The organism is Natronolimnobius baerhuensis (assembly GCF_002177135.1).
GTDB classification, from domain to species: domain Archaea; phylum Halobacteriota; class Halobacteria; order Halobacteriales; family Natrialbaceae; genus Natronolimnobius; species Natronolimnobius baerhuensis.
Genome location: NZ_MWPH01000003.1, coordinates 487,844 through 506,713 on the forward strand (window position 1 = coordinate 487,844; position 18,870 = coordinate 506,713).

Genomic DNA, 18,870 nt, shown 5'->3' on the forward strand with positions numbered 1-18,870 from the left:
CAGTCACAACAGCGCCGTCGCTCACAACTAGTAGGTCTCGGAAAGTGGGGGTGGGGGATTGGGGGTGGCGATAGCCTATCGCAAATCGCCATCTGTTCGTATGCAGCGTGGGGGGTTAAATATAATTTCTAATTGTTTAGTGGCCTCTCAATATCGACTCTAGTTAATTAGAGTCACCCTCGAACGCCAGGTCGACGAGTTTTCGCTCCGCCGCACGGAGATGGTAGTGATACGTCGGCGCAGAGACCGACAGCGTCGCAGCCAGGTCCTCACCGGTCCCCTCTCGCGGCCACTCGAAGAACCCGCCGTAGTGGGCCGCCTGCAACGCCTCGTACTGTTTGTCCGTCAGTCGCTCCTCGAGATAGGTATCGAGTTGCCGAGCCGACCGCGTCGTCCGCTCTCGGCGGGCCTCGAGTTCCGTATCGGGATACGCTGCAGTGATCGCATCGATCAGCGACCGCGCTTCGACTTGCTGTGGAACCTCGAGAATCAGCGTCGAAACACCGTTTTCGGCGCGTGCCGTTCGAAGCCGCACGTCGTAGCTTCGCAGCACTTCCAGAAACGGCGTGACGCTGACCGTCACCTCGAACAGCGTCTCATCCTCGCCTTCGGATACCGTCGAAATCGTCTCGACCGTTGCCTTCTCTGCGGCCAGTTCGAGCAAATCCGTGTCCGCTGCCGTACTAAGAAAGATGACGATCTCGTCACCCCGGTCGATTGCCCCCTCGAGAACCAGTGGCTCATCAATCGCACTCGAGAGTCGATTGAGCAGGAGTCGCTCGTCCCCGCACCTAAGTTCGAGCTCGAGGCGGCTGTCAGTAAGCATCGCTCGCGTCCGCTCGACTGACCGGATGGCGTAGCCGATTGTCTCGCCGAGTTCGCCGAGGACGTCGCGTTCGCTCTCACTGAGCGCGTTTGCACCGCTCATATAGACGAGCAAAGCACCGTGTCTACGCTCGTCGTCGACCAGCGGGACCGCAAGCACCGTCTGAAAGCCGTAGGTCAGTGCCTCCTTTCGACGGCGCTCCCAGCCCGTGGTCTCAAGAACATTTTGGACCTCCTGCAGTTCGCCGGTCTTGATCACGGTTTCGACGAGATCGGTTTCGGGTGCGCAGGGCCCGTCTTCTCGGACCTGATCGATGTACGCGGCATCGATTCCAGCCCACTCTGCCGGCTCGGGTGGCGTCTCGTCGGTCGTTGCGATCCAGGCGAATCGATAGCGATCCGTCTCCGCGAGTCGGTTACAGACGATTGAAACGATCTCTTCGCGGGTCGTCGCCTGTGCCGTCCCGTGGTTGATCTCGCGAACGATCTCGTTGATGTGATTGAGTCGGGTGAGTTCCTCGTTTTTCCGTGTGAGCGTGCGGTCGTGTTCTCGAAGGAGTTGCTCGCGCTCTGCCCGATCCAGTGCCGCTTCGGTATTGGCCGCCAGAATCTGAATTGGCTCAGTCGTTGTCTCATCGAATCCACCGACTGCATCCGTCCCTGCGACCAACACGCCGTGGATCCCAAGTGGCACGATCAGTTCGTTCTGACAGAGTGGCTCCGTGCCAGCTGGCGCTGATTCCGGCCCCGGCATGCTCTCGCTTCCGCCGTCGCCGTTCGCATCGGTTCTCCCCTCAGAGTTGCCAGCCGAGAGACCCTCGTAATAGGTGCTCTCTCCTTCCGAAAAAACGTCCCAGACGATGCCCGAACCGCGGTGAAAGCTCGTCTCCGGATCGACGACTGTTTGTGGGTCGGTCCGGGAGGCCACATGCTCGAGTGCGCCCTCAGTTGGCTCGAATGCGTAGGCTGCGGCGACGGGAACGTCGAAAATCTCGCCGGCTGTCTCGACTGCCAGGCGATAGATGTCGGCTTTGTTCTCCGTTCGCATTAGATCCCGCGTCGTCTCGTGAAGCGTCGCGAGCGTCCGTTCGTAGCGTCGCTCGCTCTCCCGTAACTCTGTCTCGGTTCGGTACTGCACCACTGCGTTCATGATCTGATTCGCCAGCAGCGTGTACTGTTCGTCACCAGTCCCCTTCTGGAGGTACTGCGTCACGCCAGCCGCAATCGCCTCACTTGCGACCTCCTCGGAACCGCGCCCGGTAAAGAGAATAAAGGGGAGATTCGGATCATCCTCGCGAATCTGCTCTAACAACTCGAGACCGCTTAACTGTGGCATCTCGTAGTCACTGACGATGCAGTCGATGTCGTGGCTGTCGAACGCCTCGAGCGCCTCGTCGGTGCTCGTCGCTGATTTCGCGGTGATCGCGTCTTCCTCGTGCTCGAGCATTTGTCCGGCGATATCTGCAAATCCCGGTTCGTTGTCAACGACGAGGACGGTCATCGAGTTCGTCATACCAGTCACAGTCGGTCGCGTCTGTTGTTCGACCAATGACGCGACCGCTACGTAAGTCGTTCCATCTGCTGACTTCCCAACTGCTGTCCTCGCGTGCGTGCCGAAATGCACAGTGACGTTCCACAGTTGCCGTCGCACCGTCGTAACCGCATCCGGTGGTCCGTCTTCTCGTTGCTGTCGCTCTCGAGTGACGCCGCCTCACTCACGAATAACACACGCTCCGCGATGCTCGTTGATGTTGTTCGCGAAAGAAGACGCCCGAGGCGGGATTTGAACCGAAGCCAGACGTGCTCGCTCACTGCGTTCGCTGTGCGCGACTGGCAGGATTCATATCCCTGTTGCGGGTCTCTCGATTCAGTCCTCGCTCGTCGCTACGCTCCTCGCTCGAGAGTTGAAATCGAGAGAACGCCCGGAGCGGGATTTGAACCCGCGTCACAACCGTGACAGGGTTGTATGATGGGCCACTACACCATCCGGGCTTACAACCAATCCTTTCCCGGTGAGTACCTTAAGGGTTCTGTTTCAGATCGCCGGACGAGAGTTGAATTGTCAACTTACTCTCTCGTTACGCGTCCCGGCTGTCAAACAGATCGGTGTCAACACTGTCGCGACTACGATATGTGTACGGCCGCACCGAAAAATCGTGACAGCAATCCGTCTCAGTCGTCGTCGGCGACAATCGTCACGTCGTCGGATCGATTGCCTCCCACGTCCGCGTTCGCATCCGCATCCGTTTCGAAACGGCCAGTCAGAGACTGCAGTTCCGTTGCACGATCCGAGAGCGACGCCGCATTGGTGGCAATTTCGGTCACCGCACTCGTCTGTTCCTCCGCCGCTGCCGAGACGTTCTGTGCCCCGTCGGCTGTCTCTTTGCCAACGCTCGAGATTTCGTCGACCATCGTCGAGACCTCCTGTGCCGACGCCGCCTGATCGTCGGTCGCCTCGTCAATCGACTGGACGCCGGCGTTTGCGTCCTCGACACTCTCGACAATCGAGTCAAGCGTCGTGAGCGTTCTGTCAATCGTCTCTCGGCCGTCCTCAATTTCCGTCTCCATCTCGCTCATGTCTGCGGCGACAGATTCCGTCGACGCTTCGACCGTTTGAACGAGGGATTCGACCTCGTCAGTCGCGTCAGCAGTTTCCTCTGCGAGTGACTTGACCTCGCTTGCGACGACGGCGAACCCATCACCAGCCTCGCCGGCCGTCGCCGCCTCGATGGAGGCGTTCAGAGCCAGCATATTGGTTTCCTCGGCGATTCGATCAATCAACTCGACGATTTCACCGATTCGCTCGACCTCTTCTTGCAGCGAGTCCATCTCCGCAGCCGTATCCACGGCCTTCGACTCGATTTGGTCCATCCGCTCGACGGCGTCGTTCGCCGCGACTGCACCCTCCTGGCCCAGTTCAGCCGCGTGGCCGGACTGCTCTGCGACCGTCTCCGAGGATGACGCGACCTCTTCTATCGTCGCCGAGAGGTCACTCATCGCTGCGGCTGCCGTATCGAGTTTCTCGCTCTGGGTCTCCGCACCCGCCGAAATCTCCTCGATACTCTCAGCGACCTCCCCGCTCGAGGCTTCGATCTCCGCCGTCGAGGCAGTTACGTCCTCACTCCGCTCGTCGACCTGTTCGGCGACGTCCTGAATCTGGACGACCATCCCTTCAATGTCAGCCAGCATTTCGTTTAGCGCTTCGCCGATTTCGGTCATGGCCTGACTCTCGCTGTCCGTCTCGAGCCGCCGGGTCAGATCGCCGTCGGCAGCGGCCTCAATCGATTCACGGTACTCCTCGGCTTTCGCCTCTAAGTGTCGGCTGAGTGCCTCCGCGTCGGCCTTGGCTTGCTCGGCGTCTGCCTCTGCCGTCTCGGCCTCGGATTTGGCCTGTTCGGCCTGCTCTTTGGCGTCCTCCGCCTCCTGCGCTCGCTGTTCGACTTCCGAGAGTTGACCTTTGAGCGTATCGCGAATCCGGGCAAACAACGTCGAGAGATCACCGAATTCATCGGTTCTGGACTGGTTGATCTCTACCTCGAGATTTCCGTCCTCGATCTCCTCGGCGTACCCGGTCATCGTCTCGAGCGAGTTGTTAACGTCTCGAGAGATGACGCCGCCAACGACGACGAAGCCGAGAATGGCGATCCCGATTAACACGCCGATTGTCTGTGTTACCTCATCGACTGTCCCGAAGACGGTACTCTCGGGTGCGGCGACAGTCACCGCCCACGGTTTCTCCTCGAGGGGAACCGTCGCGACGACGACGTCGTTGTCCTCGAGCGCCTCGAGGTCACTCGTCACGTGATCGAGTCGTGACTCCGTCACGCTCGACTGGAGGTGTGGCAGTTCCTCGAGCAGGACGAACTCCTCGAGAATCATGTCTGGGTCCTCGGCGAGGGTTACCTGTCCGCTTTCCGTTGATATCACCTGCATTGTGCTCCCGTTCATCGGTGCCGTAAGGAGTTCGCTCTGTTCGGAGAGGTCGACCTCGATAACAATCGCATGGCTTGTGTGGCGACTAACTGGACTGGCGAATCCAATCTGCTGGCCGTCGTCAGTCTCGTACGGCTCGAACGAGCGGACGTCGTTCGGGTGTGCGAATGAATCGTAGTCGACCGCCCACGGTCGGTCAGATTCGTCAACCGTCTCACCCTCTCGTTCGTGGTCTGAACTGACCTCGATGGTTTCGTTGTCCATGTCGAAGTAGTGGATCGTCTGTACGTCCTCAGGAAGGATCCGAACGTTCGACTGGAGATCCACCCGGACTGCTCTGGTATCTCTGTCCGACAGGAGCGGATCATCAGAGATTCGCTGGGCGTGCTCACCACGGTCGCGCACGAAGTCGTCGATTGCCTGTGCCTCCCGGTCGGCGGCGTTGATCATCGTCTCTTCGGCGTCGTCCTCGACGCTCGCTTCCGCCTGTGCGAACGCGACGTAGCCCGCCCCAAGCAGCGTTGCAGTGACAATGAGAATCGCGACTCCAATCTTGAGGAAATACCGACTCCGGACCCTATCGTATACTCGACGATGGAACGAATCGCCGTCCCCATCGTCTTCTGCAGTCTCCATATACTCACATGTCAGAATCAATGGTTAAGCTTAGTGGCCCAAATCATGTGACACAGTCGCTCTATCATGATATATTGGGTTGATTATCTTGGTGATGATATTGAATCCCACACGTCATTACGTGTCAAGCTGGCTGTCTCGTGACCCGACGACAACCGATCAAACACACTCGAAAGATTTCATCGTGTCGTGCTTGTTCGCGGCGAGACAGCGCTCGAGGCAGAAGGTAATGCCAGCAGAAAGCGCCTGAGGCAGAATGTAACCACGATTACAGCAAGACTGCTCCCTGATTTAGATCTCTCTTTCCATCTTTTCCGTTCACGAAGTACGAGCACACGCTCCGCGGTGCTCGTCGATGTTGTTCGCTGAAGAAGACGCCCGGAGCGGGATGTGAACAACCTGAACTCGCTCACGTTGCTCGCTCGTTCCGTCGTTCAAATCCCTCGTCAGCGTTTTTCAAAATTCGAGGATGGTCGCAACACTGCAAGCTGGTTGCTCAGGAATTGAATTTCGAGAGAACGCCCGGAGCGGGATTTGAACCGAAGCCAGACGTGCTCGCTCACTGCGTTCGCTGTGCGCGACTGGCAGGGTTCAAATCCCTCTTTTCGTCTTTTTCGCTCACGAAGTACGAGCACACGCTCCGCGGTGCTCGTCAGAGTTGTTCGCGAAAGAAGACGCCCGGAGCGGGATTTGAACCCGCGTCACAACCGTGACAGGGTTGTATGATGGGCCACTACACCATCCGGGCTTACAACCAATCCTTTCCCGGTGACAGTATTAAGGCTTTCCAATCAACCGCCGTGTGGTACGGCGAATCGAGCCATGAATGCGAGTGAATCAGTCCCGAACTCGAGCGAGATCTCTCAGGACTGTTCTTGAATCAACTTGTCACACATTAGCACGACTCTGGGGCACAGTCGACCAGAAATAGTTACGGCGCTGATCTTATCACACAACTGTCGAGTTCGAAGTTGTGCGATAGTCGCCTCGAGAAGTGCGCCGACCGGGAATTGAACCCGGGCTAGAGCCTTGGGAAGGCTCTGTCCTACCACTGGACCACCGGCGCGCACTCACTGTGATCGTTCGCGCCACGATTCGCAGTTCCAGCGGAACTGCTCACCACCGGCGCGCATTTCGTCGTAGTCGATGTTGACACTTGAACGTAGCGCTCGAGTCGCTCATCAAAAGTTCGCACTCGTCCAGTTTTTCGCCTCGAGGGGAGTTTATTAGGCGCTGCTGTCCGTAGGAGTGGCATATGCTCGACCTTCGGTTTTCGGACGCAGAATTGGACCAGCGACGCGATCACATTCTGGCCTTTATTCAGGACCGCGTGGATGCGGCGGGTGCTGACGGTGCTGTCCTTGGCCTGTCTGGGGGAATCGACAGTACGCTCACCGCGTTTCTCGCTGTTGAGGCACTCGGCGCGGAACACGTCCACGGACTCGTCTTGCCGGCGACAGTCAGTAGCGAGGGCAATATGAGCGACGCCGAACGGGTTGCCCAGGACCTCGAGATTAGCTACGACGTCATCGAGATCGAACCGCTCGTCGACTCGTTGCTCGAGGTCTATCCCGGGGCTGAAGGCGACCGCGAAGCAGTTGGAAATGCGCGTGCGCGCGTCCGTGGTGTGATGAATTATCTGGTGGCGAACCACGAGAACCGACTCGTCCTCGGGACGGGCAACCGTAGCGAGGCCGCTGTTGGCTACTTCACCAAGTACGGCGACGGGGCGGTGGACTGTCACCCAATCGGGACCCTCTACAAGGGACAGGTTCGCCAACTCGCACGCCACGTCGGCGTTCCCGAGGAACTGGCCGCCAAGACAGCGACCGCAGAGCTGTGGGCCGACCAGACCGACGAGGACGAACTGGGACTCAGCTACGAGGTGCTTGATTCGATCCTTGCGACGCATATCGACGGGCCACTCTCTGTCGGCGCGACCTGCCGCCTGCTCGAGGTGGATGTTGAGACCGTCGAGCGAGTTCGGACACTGTACGAGCAAAGCGAGCACAAGCGACACGTCCCGCCAGCGCCGGACCCACTCGAGTAACGAACAGTTCAGTGGCGACGTGTGTCACGACAGTTGGTATCGGCCTGGAGCGGCGTTTCCAAAGGTCTTTGCCTCCTCCGTCGTAACCCTCAGCCAATGGAACCGGCCGACAACTGTCGGCGCGCCGCCTCCGAAGCCGTTGCGGACGTCGAACCACCGCAGTTGCACGACCTCGTCGAAACCATTCTCGAGGAGGCCTCGATGGTCCCCGGTGTCCTTACCGTCACGAGTGCGATGCTCGCCACCACAGGGGCGGCGGACGAACCGAGCGAACACGCCGTGATCAGCCAGTGGGCGTCTGCTGTCGCCGCTGGCGATGGGGAACACGCCGAGGGAGACACCAGCAGTGAGTCTGTCCTGAACGCCACCGCCGATGAGGCCGTCTATACTATCGATGGCATTACCGAGGGACTCCTCACCCGTGCGGCAGGCGTCCAACTCATCTATGAAGGGCTTCGCCTGACGCGAACGCTAGCACACACCGAGCCATGGCTCGAGGCCGCCTCTGCCGGTGAAACGCCTGCGCCAACCGGCGCTGGCACGGCAGCGACACCTGTTGCACCCCAGTCCGATACCGACGGCGACCTCGAGATTCTCGCGGCTGACATCCTTGTTGCTCGCGGGTTCTACTTGCTTGCACGAACCGACGCTGCTGAGACTGCCGTCGAGACGGTCCAGTCGTTCGGCCGCGATCAGACACACCGACAGGACCAAACGTCAGACAGCGATGCACACGCAAGTGACACGGCTCTCTCCAACATCAATGCAAACCTCGAGCGCGATATTCTCGCGCTGGCGGTCGAAACGGGTGCTGTCGCGGTCGATGAGTCGCCTGCGGACCGGCTGACGACAGCCGCAACCGGCCTCGTTGGGACAACCGGAGCGTCGTTCCCGCCGGCCGCTCACTGGCTTGGCGATCTCGAGGCGACATTCGGCGAGACCACTGAGGCCTTCGAATTTGATCACGACGACGGCTCGCTCGAGGATCAGTCAACTGATCCAGCGACGTCTGCAACGGATCCATGATGGCTGTGGCGTTGACTCTCAGCTAGCGGTGTCATCGATACCCACGCCCGATAGCGAATCGAAACCCATAAAGACGACTCCGATCAACAGTAAATTGCGTGCCTGGGTAGCTTAGCGGTAAAGCGCGTCCTTGGTAAGGACGAGAGCCCGGGTTCAAATCCCGGCCTAGGCTTTTTGCGAGAACTCTTCTCGAGGAGCGTTGCGTCTTCGAACGGCGACTACTAGTACGACTCACGACAAAGACAGTCCGTGCTCGTCGTGATCTGTGGTCCGCCGGGTGCTGGCAAGACGACTATTACGAGTGCCCTCCGTCGTCACCTCGAGCGTCGCAACGTCAGTGTCCAAACACTGCATTCGGATTCGTTCTCGAGTCGGACGTACGAACAGTTGTCCGACGGGGTACGGGAGACGCCAGCGAGCGCGATTACGCTCGTCGATGGCACGTTCTATCGCCAGTGCTGGCAGGCTCAGTTTCGGGCGTTCGAGCCCGTTCGATTCGTGTACGTGACGGCGCCCTCGAGACGTGTCTCGAGCGGAACCGAACGCGTGCGGAGTCCATCGACGAGCAGGGAGTCCACGTCGTGTACCGAGAGTTTTCGACGCCGGATGCCGACGTGCGGATCAATACTGACGAGCAGTCAGTTTCGGATGCAGTCGAGCAACTCGTGGCCGCACTCGAGGAGTGGGGGTGGCTCGAGTGCGACGGCGAGTGGTCGCCGAGTTCTGAAACAAGCGTATAGACGGGTTCTTAGCGCTACTTTCTGACGCCGGGGATTGTGAGTTCGTCCGGTCGCTCGTCAGGGACGAGTTCATCGGGGAGGATGTCCCAGTCGAGTTCGTCGGTGCCGGGTTCAGCGTTGGTTTCGAAGCCAGCTTCATCAGCCGGCGTACGCTCGCGGGCGTCCGCTGGCGGGCCGCCGTGTGCGTAGACGCCGTCGGGGTGGTCGACCGTCCAGACGTGCATCATGCAGGGGGTCCGACACGGAATCTCGAGGTCGCCATCGGAAAAGTCCTGTTCGTAGGCCTGGCGGTAATACCACCAGGCGAAGCGGCCGGGGAGGCCGGCGTGGTAGTGCCAGGGTGAACAGCGGTCTTCGTGGCCGATGGGGCCATGGTCGTGATTGTGCTCGTCCTCATGGTCGGGGCCGTTGTAGTCGTGATCGTTGTGGCCGTTGCCGTGACCATGGCCACCGTTACCGCCGGAATCGCTGTCGCCGTCGTCGTGGCCGTACTCGTAGTCGTGATCCTCGTTTTCTGCGCGTCGTTCATTTCGCTCGTCCCAGACAGCCTCGTCGTTGTCGTACACTGCGGGTGGGTCGACTGGCTCGCCGTTGCGCGTCGCGATGAACATGACGCCGATGGATCGCCAGGAGGTGTTATCAACGAGAACGGATTCCGGGCGCTCGGGGTCGAGCACGGTGTCGTCGCCGATGTATTCCGGGTTGAGCCAGTGAGACCAGCCGTCTTCGTCGGCGACGTCGAGCGTATCGAAGTAGGGCTTGAAGCCGGCGTCGATCAACGCGCCGACGTCGTCGTAGCGCTCCGTGAGTGTCTCGCGGACGGCAGCTTGTAGCTCCTGTGTTACCGGGTGATCGTCGTCGCAGCCGACGGTACTGGCTCCGGCACAGTAGCCCATACTCGGCCGTAACGTGGCGTCGGGACAGCGCTCGAACGCGGCTGCACCCGCTCGAGTCGACGCATCACTGGCGGCCGCGGTCTGTCCCGTTCCGACCGCAGAAACGGCGAGCGCCCCGCCCGATGCTCTCAGCAGTGTTCGTCGAGAGACGCGTCCCACATCCATCTCATCAGTCATGGCAGAGAGTCGCACATCCTCGACCGATGTAAACCATGTTGGCGCTCGAGGCGACTGTGTCTATCGATGACTGAACGCGGACGACAGGACTACTCGAGGCGTGCGCCGGTGCCCGCCCGCTCGAGGCCGGCGAGGTCGATTCGGCCGTCTGGCATGGGGACGCCCGCGTAGGGGTCCTCGGCGAGCAACAGCGGGCCGTCGAGGTCGGCGTAGTCGAGCAGCGGTGCGAGGTGACAGGCAGCGGCAATCGAGGCGTGGGATTCGGTCATACAGCCACACATCACCTCGAGGCCGTGTGCGCGGGCGGTGTGGATCATCCGCATCGCTTCGCGGAGGCTGCCGCATTTCATCAGTTTCAGGTTCACGATGTCACACCGGTCTGCAACCTGTGGAACGTCGGCGAGTGTGAGACAGGACTCGTCGGCGGCAACTGGGAGCGCGGCACGCTCGTAGACGAACTGCAATCCGTCCGGATTTGCTGCGGGAACCGGCTGTTCGATGAACTCGAGGTCGAACGCGGCGAGGCGCTCGATCCGCGTAACAGCCTCGCGGGGCGTCCAGGCTTCGTTCGCATCGGCATAGAGGCGAACATCGGGTGCAACGTCTCGGATCGCCTCGATGATCTCGATGTCGCGGTCGGTGCCGAGTTTAATCTTCAGCGTCCCGTGGCCGCGCTCGAGTGCGTCGGCGGTTTTCTCGCGCATCGTCTCGAGGTCGTCGAGACCGATGGTGTAGGACGTCTCGACCGTGTTCGTCGGGTCGAGCCCCCAGTAGCGATACAGTGGAACCTCGAGGCGCTTTGCGACGAGGTCGTGTAACGCAATACTGACGGCCACGCGGGCGGCGGGGTTTCGGTGCACCGTCTCGCGCATGCGGCGCTCGATGCGCTCGAGGTGGTGTGGATCGCCCACGTCTTCGACGACTGCCAGCAGGTCGGGCAGGACTGCCTCGACCGTCGCCGCCGTCTCGCCGTAGTGTGACGACGGTGTCGCAGCGCCGATCCCGACGTGGCCCTCGTCGTCTTCGATGTGGACCGTCACGGCGTCCGTCTCGGTCTGGGTTCCGCGGGCGATGCCGAAGGCGTACTCGAGTGCGAGCGTTCGTCGCTCGAAATCGGTAGATGCGATCATCGGTCAGTCCTCGAGCAGTGCCTCCAATACGGTGTCCGTCTCGAAGCGGATCACATCTGTTGCGGGGACGCCGAGTTCGTCGGCGTAGGTCTCGACGGCTTCCGCAGCGGCAGCCTCGTCGTCGCTGTCTAATCCGGATGTATTGAGCGCGCCGGCGACGATGTCAGCGTCGCTGACGGGGCCGGCCAGTCCCTCGTAGAGGTCGACGTAGGTCGAGAGCGAGGGCAGTTCGAACGACTCGTAGCCGTGGATGGCCTCCTGGCCGGCGTTGTGGCACAACACCAGTTTGTCGGCCATCGACCCGTGGAGAATGCCACACGTGACGGCGGAGTAGGCGGGATGGACGATGCTTCCCTGGCCCTCGACGAAGAGATAGTCGTGCTCGTCGCCGATCTCCATGATCATCTCCTCGACCGCACCGGCGGCGAAGTCGGCAACGACGCGGTCGATTGGATTCCCCCAGCCCTCGATCATGATGCCCGTCTGGCCGGTCGGGATCACGGCGGCGTCGTAGCCGGCCTCGCGGGCGTCGCGAGCGAGTTCCATCGTCGTCGTCATCTTCCCGACCGAGCAGTCCGTCCCGACGGTGAGGATGATTTCGGCGTCGACATCGCCGGCGACACCGTCTGCGACGCCGAGGTCGTCACTGGGCTTGCGAACATCCCGTAGCTCACAGTCGTTCGCCGCGGCGAGGCGGGCGAACTCCTCGTCGTCGCTGAGAAAGTAGTGCAGTCCAGATACCACGTCACAGCCGTCCTCGAGGGCGGTGCGAACGTCGCCTCGCCACGTCTCGTCGAACTCGCCGCCGATGGGCGAGATGCCGATCAACAGCGCATCGACGTCGTCGCTCTCGAGATCGTCCATGCCGGCGACGATGGGTGCGTCCTGCACGTCCGGAACAAATTCGGAAACCCGTGCGCCGGCGTTGTCGCGGTCGAGAACGGCAACGATGTCGTCGGTGCCGTAGCGAAGCACGCCAAGTGCCGTCTTCGCTCGCTCGGGAAACTTCTCGTGGGCGAGAATCGCAATCTGCATACCTGTGATATCGGCGACGAGCCACTTAAATGAGGTCGCTGGGACCGCTGTGGGTTGTCTACTGACCTATAGGACGTGTAACTCCGTGGTCCAGAACGAGTGGACGGCGTCCTCGAGTGCCGGTTTCGGGTCGCCGGTCGCGTCGACGGCGGCAGTCGCTGCGGGCTCGAGGTCGATTTCGTCGGCGAGCGTGTCGACGACGCCGCGCTGACCGACGAGAAAGAGGCGCTCAATGCCGGAGTTCTCGTCATCGCCACCGCCAGCACCAGCTCCGTTCGCCACGGTGCTCGTTTGGCGTCCACCTCCATCGGCCTGCTCGAGTCGGCTACCGATGTGTTTCGCGAGCGCCTCGTCACAGCGATCCAGATGGGTGTCGATCTGCTCGTTGCGAATTCGTTCGAAGCGGGCCTGCGAGAAGCCGCCTTTCGAGTGGCTCCCCTTGACGTCGCTCTCGAAGCCGTGGTACTCGAGGCGCTCGTTGCCGTGGTAGATGCCGAGCGCGAACAGGTCGGTTCGGACCAGCGCAATCGCGTAGCGCCCGGTCGGCAGGAACCACTCGCGCTCGAGTCTGAATCGGTCGTGCCAGCCCGAGTCGTGCGCCGACGGCAGGACGGGCGGCTCGAGTGCGACCGAAACGAGGCCGGCATCGTCGAGACAGCAGACACACGGGGACGCATCCTCGAGCAGTGCGGTCCGCTCACTGAGGACATCCTCCACTCCGAGGTCCTCGAGTGTCTCGCGGTCGTCGTCTCCACCCAAAATGGCCGTCAGCGCCCCCTCGGAGTCGGTTCGAACCGATTGCAGTCGCTCGAGAACGGTCTCGAGGCGGCCGCCGCGCAGTTGTTCGCGGCGACGAACCTCGATGCCGGCATCGTCGGATTCGACGCGTTCGAGTTCGCCCTCGAGTTGGGCGATTCGGTCCTCGAGCCGATTGACCTCCGCTTCGGCCTCTTGGCGGGCTGTCACCGCATCGGATCGACGATCCGCCTCAGCCTCGTAGCGACGCTCCATGTGCTCGAGTTCGTCCTCGAGATCGGCGATGCGGTCTTTGAGTTCGGCGCGTCCCAGCACCTCGTCGAGGTCGAACATTCGGGCGAAAACGCGCTGCGTGGCTACTTCTAAGTTCGGGCTTCTCGCAGCGATGGTCCCGCGATATGGGTCGCCCGGCGTTCAGTGTCCGGACCCGGAATAGTCCTCGACCGTCTGCTCGGGGTCCTGTGGCAGTCCACCAGCGTACGCGAGTAACTGTTGTGCGTGCTCACGCCGGGCCAGAAACACCTCTCGAAGCGATGGTGGGTTCCGCAGGTCAGTGCCCTCGAGCAGTGATTCCGGCAGTGCAAGCGTGTTCGCAGGCACACCCTCGTTGCCATGGACGGGGAAGTGCTTGGACTCGAGTTTCATCACGAGCGGCGACTCGAGTGACTCGATCCCCTCACCGGTTGCATACACCTGCTCATTGAGTCGCTCGTGCTGGTCGCGGTGCATCAGTGCCCGATCTTGGTCGGTTGGCGTCACGTAGAGACGGCCGAGATAGTAGCTTCGCGAGAAGAGTTCGAACATGGTAACAATACCCATGGGGTAGGAGAAGTTAACTGTTTTCGGATAGGTTTAAATCGTCGCGCTATCACGGTGTTTTCTTCCTGTCTCGCTTCTGAGATGGTGACCGGTTCTCCCCTAGTACCGTTCACTGTCGTTTCCGCGGACATTTGTCTATTTTTGGCCCGTGATTGGTACGATCTGCCACATTGTGTCCCCACTGGGTTGCACTGTGGATCTCGATTGGGACTCGAGGGAGACACTGTGCCGACCAGCCATCGACCGATTCGTACTGTCTCACTATCGCGGGACCGTGACTGTCAATCGTCGCTATACGTTCTATCGCGTGCTCTCTTCGCTCGTTAAACGCTAAGAAGTCCTCTCGAGGCTTGAAACCGGACCGTGAACGGTGCGAACGAATCTTCGACTTTTTAACGGGTCCGTCACTACTTGCACTCGATGACCGCCTCTCGGGTTCGCACCCGTCTTCGAATTTGCTGGCTTCTTGCCGTTGTCGTCGTCGCGGTGCTCGGGCTCACGGTCGCGCCGGTCGCGAGCGCGTTCGTGGCGTCCGGATCGGATACCGTTCCGACACTCGCCGACGAGCAGGCAACAGCGGCATCGGAGACCAGTGCTAACGAGTCGGGACCCAACGCGAGCGTGACGTCGTTCATGCAGTCGACCGCTGCAGACGCTGAGCATACAGTCGATTCGGAGCTGTTCGATGCCAAGTACGAGACGGCAGACGACGAACAGCGAACAGCGCTGCTGAGCGACCGCGTCGATACTCTCGAGCAGCGCGCTGACCGACTCGAGGACGAGCGTGCCGAGCTTCGAGACGAGGCAGAATCGGCGGATGCACCTGGCCTGTACCAGGCCCGCATGACGAAACTGACGGTCGAAATTTCGGGTCTCGAGCGAGAGATCGAAAAGACGACACAGCGTGCGAGTGCGGCCGGTGTCGAGGATGAGCGCCTCGAGTCGCTCAAATCGGATGTGGGCGCGCTCGCGGACGAGGACGTGACCCAAACATCACAGGGGATCGCTGGCTTCGACCGCCACCCTGGCCAGGGACAGGGACCACCGACTGATCGGGGACCGAACGCTGCGGACGGATCACCGCCGGGACAGGCTGGAAATAGCAACAGTACGCCGCCGGGACAGGCGGGTGGAAATGAGACGCCCCCGGGCCAGTCTGGTGACGCTCCAGGACAGGGATCGTCCGGGAACGCACCTGCCGGTACCACACCGGGTGCGTCAAACGGCAACGCGGATTCGCCCGGACAGGGTTCCGAGAACGGCCCCACCGGTGCGGGTAACGGTAACGGAACCGGTGGTGGTCCAGCGTCTGATTCTGCTTCCGGGCCCGAAACGTCTGACTCGCAGTCGAACCACACCGACCGTTCCTCGAGCGGCCAGGAGCAAGAACGAGGCCACGGACAGGGTCAAGAGCAGCGTCAGGAACGGGGCCCCGGACAGGACCAGACCCAGGGTCAAGACTCGAACTCGACTGCCGACCAGGACGAGAAAGCGCCGTCTTCCGGAACTGACGACGCGACTGAATCTGAGGACCGCGCTGAGTCCGACGACGCGGACGACCAAGGTTCTGATACCGACTCGAGTTCACCGGCATCCGGAGTCGACAACTCGAGCGCGGCAAGTTCGAATTCGACCGGCATAGACGACTCCAGCGGAAACGGGTCAGCAAACAACGACGCTCTGCAGTCTGATTCGCCCGGTCCGCCGGCTCACGCTGGTCCCTAATCGTCTCGCTTGCGGTCGATTCGGCAACAAGCGTTTTCTGGCGCGAGCAGACACCCTTTTCAGCGACGACCCCATACCCTCGGTCGATGGACTCCGCCGCGTTGCTGGATTTGTTGGGAAACGAAAATCGAAGACGCATCCTTCGGTTACTCGCCCGCAAACCCTGTTACGTCACGGAAATCTCGGACTACCTCGGTGTGAGTCCCAAAGCAGTCATCGAACACCTTCGAAAACTCGAGGAAGCGGGCTTAATCGAAAGCCGCGTCGATGACCAGCGCCGGAAGTACTTTCATATCGCCCGGAACGTCCGCCTCGAGGTGAACGTCTCGCCGTATGGCTTTGCGAGCAAGAGCGCCTATCCGGCCAGTAACAGTTTCGACATCACGTCCTGTCGGCACCTCTCGCTTGATATTTCTTGGGACGAAGCCGACGAACTTGATGACCTCCTGCGAGCACTCGAGGATCTGGAGCGACTCGAGAACGAACTCTCACTCGCCCAGCGGTGGGTCCAGGGTAGACTCTGTGACGTGCTCGATGACATTTCGGAGACGGTCGGTACCAATCCCGAGAGCCGAATTTATGCCGACCTGTTGGCCTGTATTCGCACAGAGCCGCGTGCCGTCGGCGAACTCAGTCGAGAAATCGATGCCCCGCGTGAGGTCGTCGCAGAACTGCTCGAGGTGATGGCTGATGAGGGAGTCGTCCAGCGGACCGAACGCGGCTGGGAACTGACGGCGACGGTCTGATTTTGTTATTCGATATCGCGGGCCAACCCATCGCGCAGGTCACGTCCGAAGTAGTAGCCGAGGACGCTCGAGACCAGTCCAATCGCTGCGCCAATGAAGAAGACAGTTGTTCCCGACCCCGTCATGACGAACATCGCGTAGTCGCTGAATGCACCGAGGACACCGACCAGCAGTCCCGCTGACGTCATCTCGAGATAGCGCCGTTTCGAGGTCACGAGTCCGACGAGGAAGGCAACGGCGAACATCCCGAGTAGTTGGCCGATGGTGCTCAGAAGTGGGACCGCGCCGCCGGCGAACATCCCGACGCCGAGTACGAGGGCAGCGGCGAGAAACGCCTTCGGCGAGAAGTACTCGCTGGGAGAGACCGATCTCGAGCGGCCGGATCCAAGGCCAAATCCGAGACTGGGAAGTCGTGAACGAAGCCCGCCACCCGACTCGCTCGGGTCACTGGCTGTGTCGGCATCCGGAGTAGCCGGCTCCGAATCACCCAGCCACGACTCAGCGTCGATATCGGACGCTGACTCAGCGCTCGGCTCCGTCCCTGCCTCCGCGTCGGCTGGTGGCGACTCTGTCCCGGTTCCAGACTCCTCGAGCAGTTGCTCCGTCTCCTCGAGTAAGTCGTCGGTCGAACGGGCGTCCCGGGATTCGGTCACCTCGTCGGCGCGGTCGCTCATGTCTCAACGCAGGGTGGCCGGGACCATGGACCTTTCCCTGTTAGTTCGCTATCACGTTTCGGGCCGCTCGTGGCGGAGACTCACAGCACCAGTCCGGCGAATTTGGGGCCGTGACAATGCTTTATGACCGACGGGCTGGTAGGGCCGGGAGTGAACGTCGAACTGGTCGCCTTCGGCGCGCTCGCACTCGCCGGAGCGATTGTACTGCTCTCGGCCGCACGTCACCTCTACCCGAAACTGGGGATTGCCGAGGAGGCCCTCGAGACGGCCGAACTGTTGACGGCACTGATCATCGCCGTTCTCGTTCTGACCGGCACCGGACTCATTCTCGTCGGCTTCGCTGGCTGATCGACGTCGCCGAAAGCGTGCCTTCAAGTCTGCCCGCGCGCAACACTGGCGCATGAATCCAGGCGATCACGTTCGCGTCGACCGCGCGGATCGCACGTACGAAGGCGTCTTGCTCCCCTCGAGCACCGACGACCACCTCGTCGTCAAACTCGAGGGCGGATACAACGTTGGCATCGACCGCGCCGACGCAGCCGTCGAAGTCCTCGAGTCAGACGTTTACGAAATCGATGGCGCGGACTCGGTAGGCGAGGATGGCAAAGCCTCCGAGATCGAGTTCGACGACGACCTGCCGACGATTTCGCTTATTTCGACCGGCGGCACCATCGCCTCGACGGTCGACTACCGCACGGGCGCGGTGACAGCACAGTTCGACGCCGAAGACGTGCTTCGAGCCGTTCCCGACCTGGCGGGTCGCGCGAACTACCGCGGGCGCGTCGTCGCGAACATCCTTTCCGAAAACATGGAGCCGCCGCTCTGGCAGGACCTCGCACAGGCCGTCCACGAGGAGATCGACAATGGCGCTGACGGCGTCGTCGTCATGCACGGCACCGACACGATGCAGTACTCCGCCGCGGCGCTTTCGTTCATGCTCGAGACACCGGTTCCAATCGTCTTTACGGGCTCCCAGCGCTCGGCCGACCGGCCGTCCTCGGACAACGTGATGAACGCCGTCTCGGCCGTCGAGGCCGCACAGAGCGACTGCGCCGAGGTGCTCGTCTGCATGCACGGCTCCGAAAGCGACGACAGCTGTGCGCTCCACCGGGGCACCCGCGTCCGCAAGAACCACACGTCACGGCGCGACGCGTTCGAAACCGTCGGCGCGGAGCCGCTCGGAACGGTGGACTACGACTCCGAAACCGTCGAGTTTCGTCGCGACTACCACGAACGCGGCGAGACGGACCTCGCACTCGAGGACACCCTCGAGAGCGACGTGGAACTGCTCAAGTTCACGCCCGGCATGGACCCCGCCTTCCTCGACGTCGTCGAGGGCAGCGAGGGCCTGATCATCGAGGGCACCGGGCTCGGCCACGTCCACACCGACCTCATCCCGCGCATCGAGGAGCTGATCGAGAACGGTACGACCACTGTCATGACGAGTCAATGTCTCTCCGGCCGGGTCTGTGACCGGGTCTACGACACGGGTCGGGACCTGCTCGAGGCGGGCGTTCTCGAGGCCGGTGACACCCTTCCCGGAACTGCGAAAGTCAAACTCATGTGGGCGCTCGCAAACAGCGAACACGTCGAGGAAGCCATGGGAACCTCGCTGGCGGGCGAACTGCAGGAACGGTCCGTCCCCTGGGAATAGGCTTCAGTGCCATCGCGCCGACGTTGTGTACCGACTGTTGAGTACGTT

At 61.3% G+C, this 18,870-nt stretch carries 14 protein-coding genes, 4 tRNA genes and 1 pseudogene; 8 read left to right on the plus strand and 11 right to left on the minus strand.

Annotated elements, in window-relative coordinates:
- Positions 1–163: 163 nt before the first annotated feature.
- From B2G88_RS14905 to B2G88_RS14925, 5 genes are all read right to left on the minus strand, one after another.
- Positions 164–2,338 (minus strand): bacterio-opsin activator domain-containing protein, encoded by a 2,175-nt coding sequence (locus tag B2G88_RS14905; protein ID WP_087715205.1) that lies wholly within the window; start codon positions 2,336–2,338, stop codon positions 164–166.
- 406 nt (positions 2,339–2,744) lie between these two features.
- Positions 2,745–2,817 (minus strand) — tRNA-Asp (locus B2G88_RS14910).
- A 180-nt stretch (positions 2,818–2,997) separates the two neighbouring features.
- Positions 2,998–5,394 (minus strand): methyl-accepting chemotaxis protein, encoded by a 2,397-nt coding sequence (locus B2G88_RS14915; RefSeq protein WP_087715206.1) that lies wholly within the window; start codon positions 5,392–5,394, stop codon positions 2,998–3,000.
- A gap of 675 nt (positions 5,395–6,069) precedes the next feature.
- Positions 6,070–6,142, minus strand: a tRNA-Asp gene (locus tag B2G88_RS14920).
- A gap of 247 nt (positions 6,143–6,389) precedes the next feature.
- Positions 6,390–6,460 (minus strand) — tRNA-Gly (locus B2G88_RS14925).
- Between the two features lie 189 nt (positions 6,461–6,649).
- On the opposite strand from B2G88_RS14925, the gene B2G88_RS14930 reads away from it, so the two are divergent.
- The 4 genes and pseudogenes from B2G88_RS14930 (at position 6,650) to B2G88_RS14945 (ending at position 9,210) form a co-directional block, all read left to right on the plus strand.
- A complete protein-coding gene (locus B2G88_RS14930; RefSeq protein WP_054863017.1) occupies positions 6,650–7,444 on the plus strand; it encodes an NAD+ synthase in 795 nt (264 codons plus the stop codon).
- Positions 7,445–7,540: 96 nt separating this feature from the next.
- Positions 7,541–8,470, plus strand: coding sequence for a DUF7114 family protein (locus B2G88_RS14935; protein WP_087715207.1), 930 nt, complete (start codon positions 7,541–7,543; stop codon positions 8,468–8,470).
- Between the two features lie 100 nt (positions 8,471–8,570).
- A tRNA-Thr gene (locus B2G88_RS14940) sits at positions 8,571–8,642 on the plus strand.
- Positions 8,643–8,719: 77 nt separating this feature from the next.
- Positions 8,720–9,210 (plus strand): annotated as a pseudogene (locus B2G88_RS14945) (ATP-binding protein).
- Positions 9,211–9,224: 14 nt separating this feature from the next.
- Here B2G88_RS14945 and B2G88_RS14950 read toward each other — a convergent pair.
- The 5 genes from B2G88_RS14950 to B2G88_RS14970 form a co-directional block, all read right to left on the minus strand.
- Complete coding sequence (locus B2G88_RS14950) at positions 9,225–10,283, minus strand: hypothetical protein (protein WP_054863028.1); 1,059 nt, start codon at positions 10,281–10,283, stop codon at positions 9,225–9,227.
- 89 nt (positions 10,284–10,372) lie between these two features.
- A complete protein-coding gene (locus B2G88_RS14955; RefSeq protein ID WP_087715208.1) occupies positions 10,373–11,413 on the minus strand; it encodes a dipeptide epimerase in 1,041 nt (346 codons plus the stop codon).
- Positions 11,414–11,416: 3 nt separating this feature from the next.
- Entirely contained in the window at positions 11,417–12,448 is a 1,032-nt protein-coding gene (locus B2G88_RS14960) for a DUF1611 domain-containing protein (RefSeq protein ID WP_054863013.1), read from the minus strand.
- Positions 12,449–12,514: 66 nt separating this feature from the next.
- The gene (locus B2G88_RS14965; RefSeq protein WP_054863012.1) at positions 12,515–13,537 is read right to left on the minus strand and encodes a Vms1/Ankzf1 family peptidyl-tRNA hydrolase; all 1,023 of its coding nucleotides are present in this window, start codon (positions 13,535–13,537) and stop codon (positions 12,515–12,517) included.
- Positions 13,538–13,618: 81 nt separating this feature from the next.
- Positions 13,619–14,008 carry a DUF5802 family protein gene (locus B2G88_RS14970; protein WP_054863027.1) on the minus strand — a complete coding sequence of 130 codons (390 nt, stop codon included), beginning with the start codon at positions 14,006–14,008 and terminating at the stop codon, positions 13,619–13,621.
- 435 nt (positions 14,009–14,443) lie between these two features.
- Between B2G88_RS14970 and B2G88_RS14975 the strand changes: the two genes are divergently transcribed.
- Positions 14,444–15,748 carry a hypothetical protein gene (locus B2G88_RS14975; RefSeq protein ID WP_087715209.1) on the plus strand — a complete coding sequence of 435 codons (1,305 nt, stop codon included), beginning with the start codon at positions 14,444–14,446 and terminating at the stop codon, positions 15,746–15,748.
- 86 nt (positions 15,749–15,834) lie between these two features.
- Positions 15,835–16,494, plus strand: a complete 660-nt coding sequence (locus B2G88_RS14980) for an ArsR/SmtB family transcription factor (protein WP_087715210.1) — start codon at positions 15,835–15,837, stop codon at positions 16,492–16,494.
- Positions 16,495–16,499: 5 nt separating this feature from the next.
- Here B2G88_RS14980 and B2G88_RS14985 read toward each other — a convergent pair whose 3' ends face one another.
- On the minus strand, positions 16,500–17,168 hold the full coding sequence (locus B2G88_RS14985; protein ID WP_087715211.1) for a hypothetical protein: 669 nt from the start codon (positions 17,166–17,168) through the stop codon (positions 16,500–16,502).
- 150 nt (positions 17,169–17,318) lie between these two features.
- Between B2G88_RS14985 and B2G88_RS14990 the strand changes: the two genes are divergently transcribed.
- Together B2G88_RS14990 and gatD are read left to right on the plus strand one after the other, a co-directional pair.
- Positions 17,319–17,516: a hypothetical protein gene (locus tag B2G88_RS14990; RefSeq protein ID WP_054863008.1), complete on the plus strand. Its 198-nt coding sequence runs from the start codon at positions 17,319–17,321 to the stop codon at positions 17,514–17,516.
- A gap of 52 nt (positions 17,517–17,568) precedes the next feature.
- Positions 17,569–18,822: a Glu-tRNA(Gln) amidotransferase subunit GatD gene (gene gatD, locus B2G88_RS14995; protein ID WP_087715213.1), complete on the plus strand. Its 1,254-nt coding sequence runs from the start codon at positions 17,569–17,571 to the stop codon at positions 18,820–18,822.
- The last annotated feature ends 48 nt before the right edge of the window (positions 18,823–18,870 follow it).

Coding starts and splice junctions, on each gene's coding strand:
- B2G88_RS14905 (WP_087715205.1), bottom strand. CDS start 2,338: ATGACGAACTCGATGACCGTCCTCGTCGTTGACAACGAACCGGGATTT.
- B2G88_RS14915 (WP_087715206.1), bottom strand. CDS start 5,394: ATGGAGACTGCAGAAGACGATGGGGACGGCGATTCGTTCCATCGTCGA.
- B2G88_RS14930 (WP_054863017.1), top strand. CDS start 6,650: ATGCTCGACCTTCGGTTTTCGGACGCAGAATTGGACCAGCGACGCGAT.
- B2G88_RS14935 (WP_087715207.1), top strand. CDS start 7,541: ATGGAACCGGCCGACAACTGTCGGCGCGCCGCCTCCGAAGCCGTTGCG.
- B2G88_RS14950 (WP_054863028.1), bottom strand. CDS start 10,283: ATGACTGATGAGATGGATGTGGGACGCGTCTCTCGACGAACACTGCTG.
- B2G88_RS14955 (WP_087715208.1), bottom strand. CDS start 11,413: ATGATCGCATCTACCGATTTCGAGCGACGAACGCTCGCACTCGAGTAC.
- B2G88_RS14960 (WP_054863013.1), bottom strand. CDS start 12,448: ATGCAGATTGCGATTCTCGCCCACGAGAAGTTTCCCGAGCGAGCGAAG.
- B2G88_RS14965 (WP_054863012.1), bottom strand. CDS start 13,537: ATGTTCGACCTCGACGAGGTGCTGGGACGCGCCGAACTCAAAGACCGC.
- B2G88_RS14970 (WP_054863027.1), bottom strand. CDS start 14,008: ATGTTCGAACTCTTCTCGCGAAGCTACTATCTCGGCCGTCTCTACGTG.
- B2G88_RS14975 (WP_087715209.1), top strand. CDS start 14,444: ATGACCGCCTCTCGGGTTCGCACCCGTCTTCGAATTTGCTGGCTTCTT.
- B2G88_RS14980 (WP_087715210.1), top strand. CDS start 15,835: ATGGACTCCGCCGCGTTGCTGGATTTGTTGGGAAACGAAAATCGAAGA.
- B2G88_RS14985 (WP_087715211.1), bottom strand. CDS start 17,168: ATGAGCGACCGCGCCGACGAGGTGACCGAATCCCGGGACGCCCGTTCG.
- gatD (WP_087715213.1), top strand. CDS start 17,569: ATGAATCCAGGCGATCACGTTCGCGTCGACCGCGCGGATCGCACGTAC.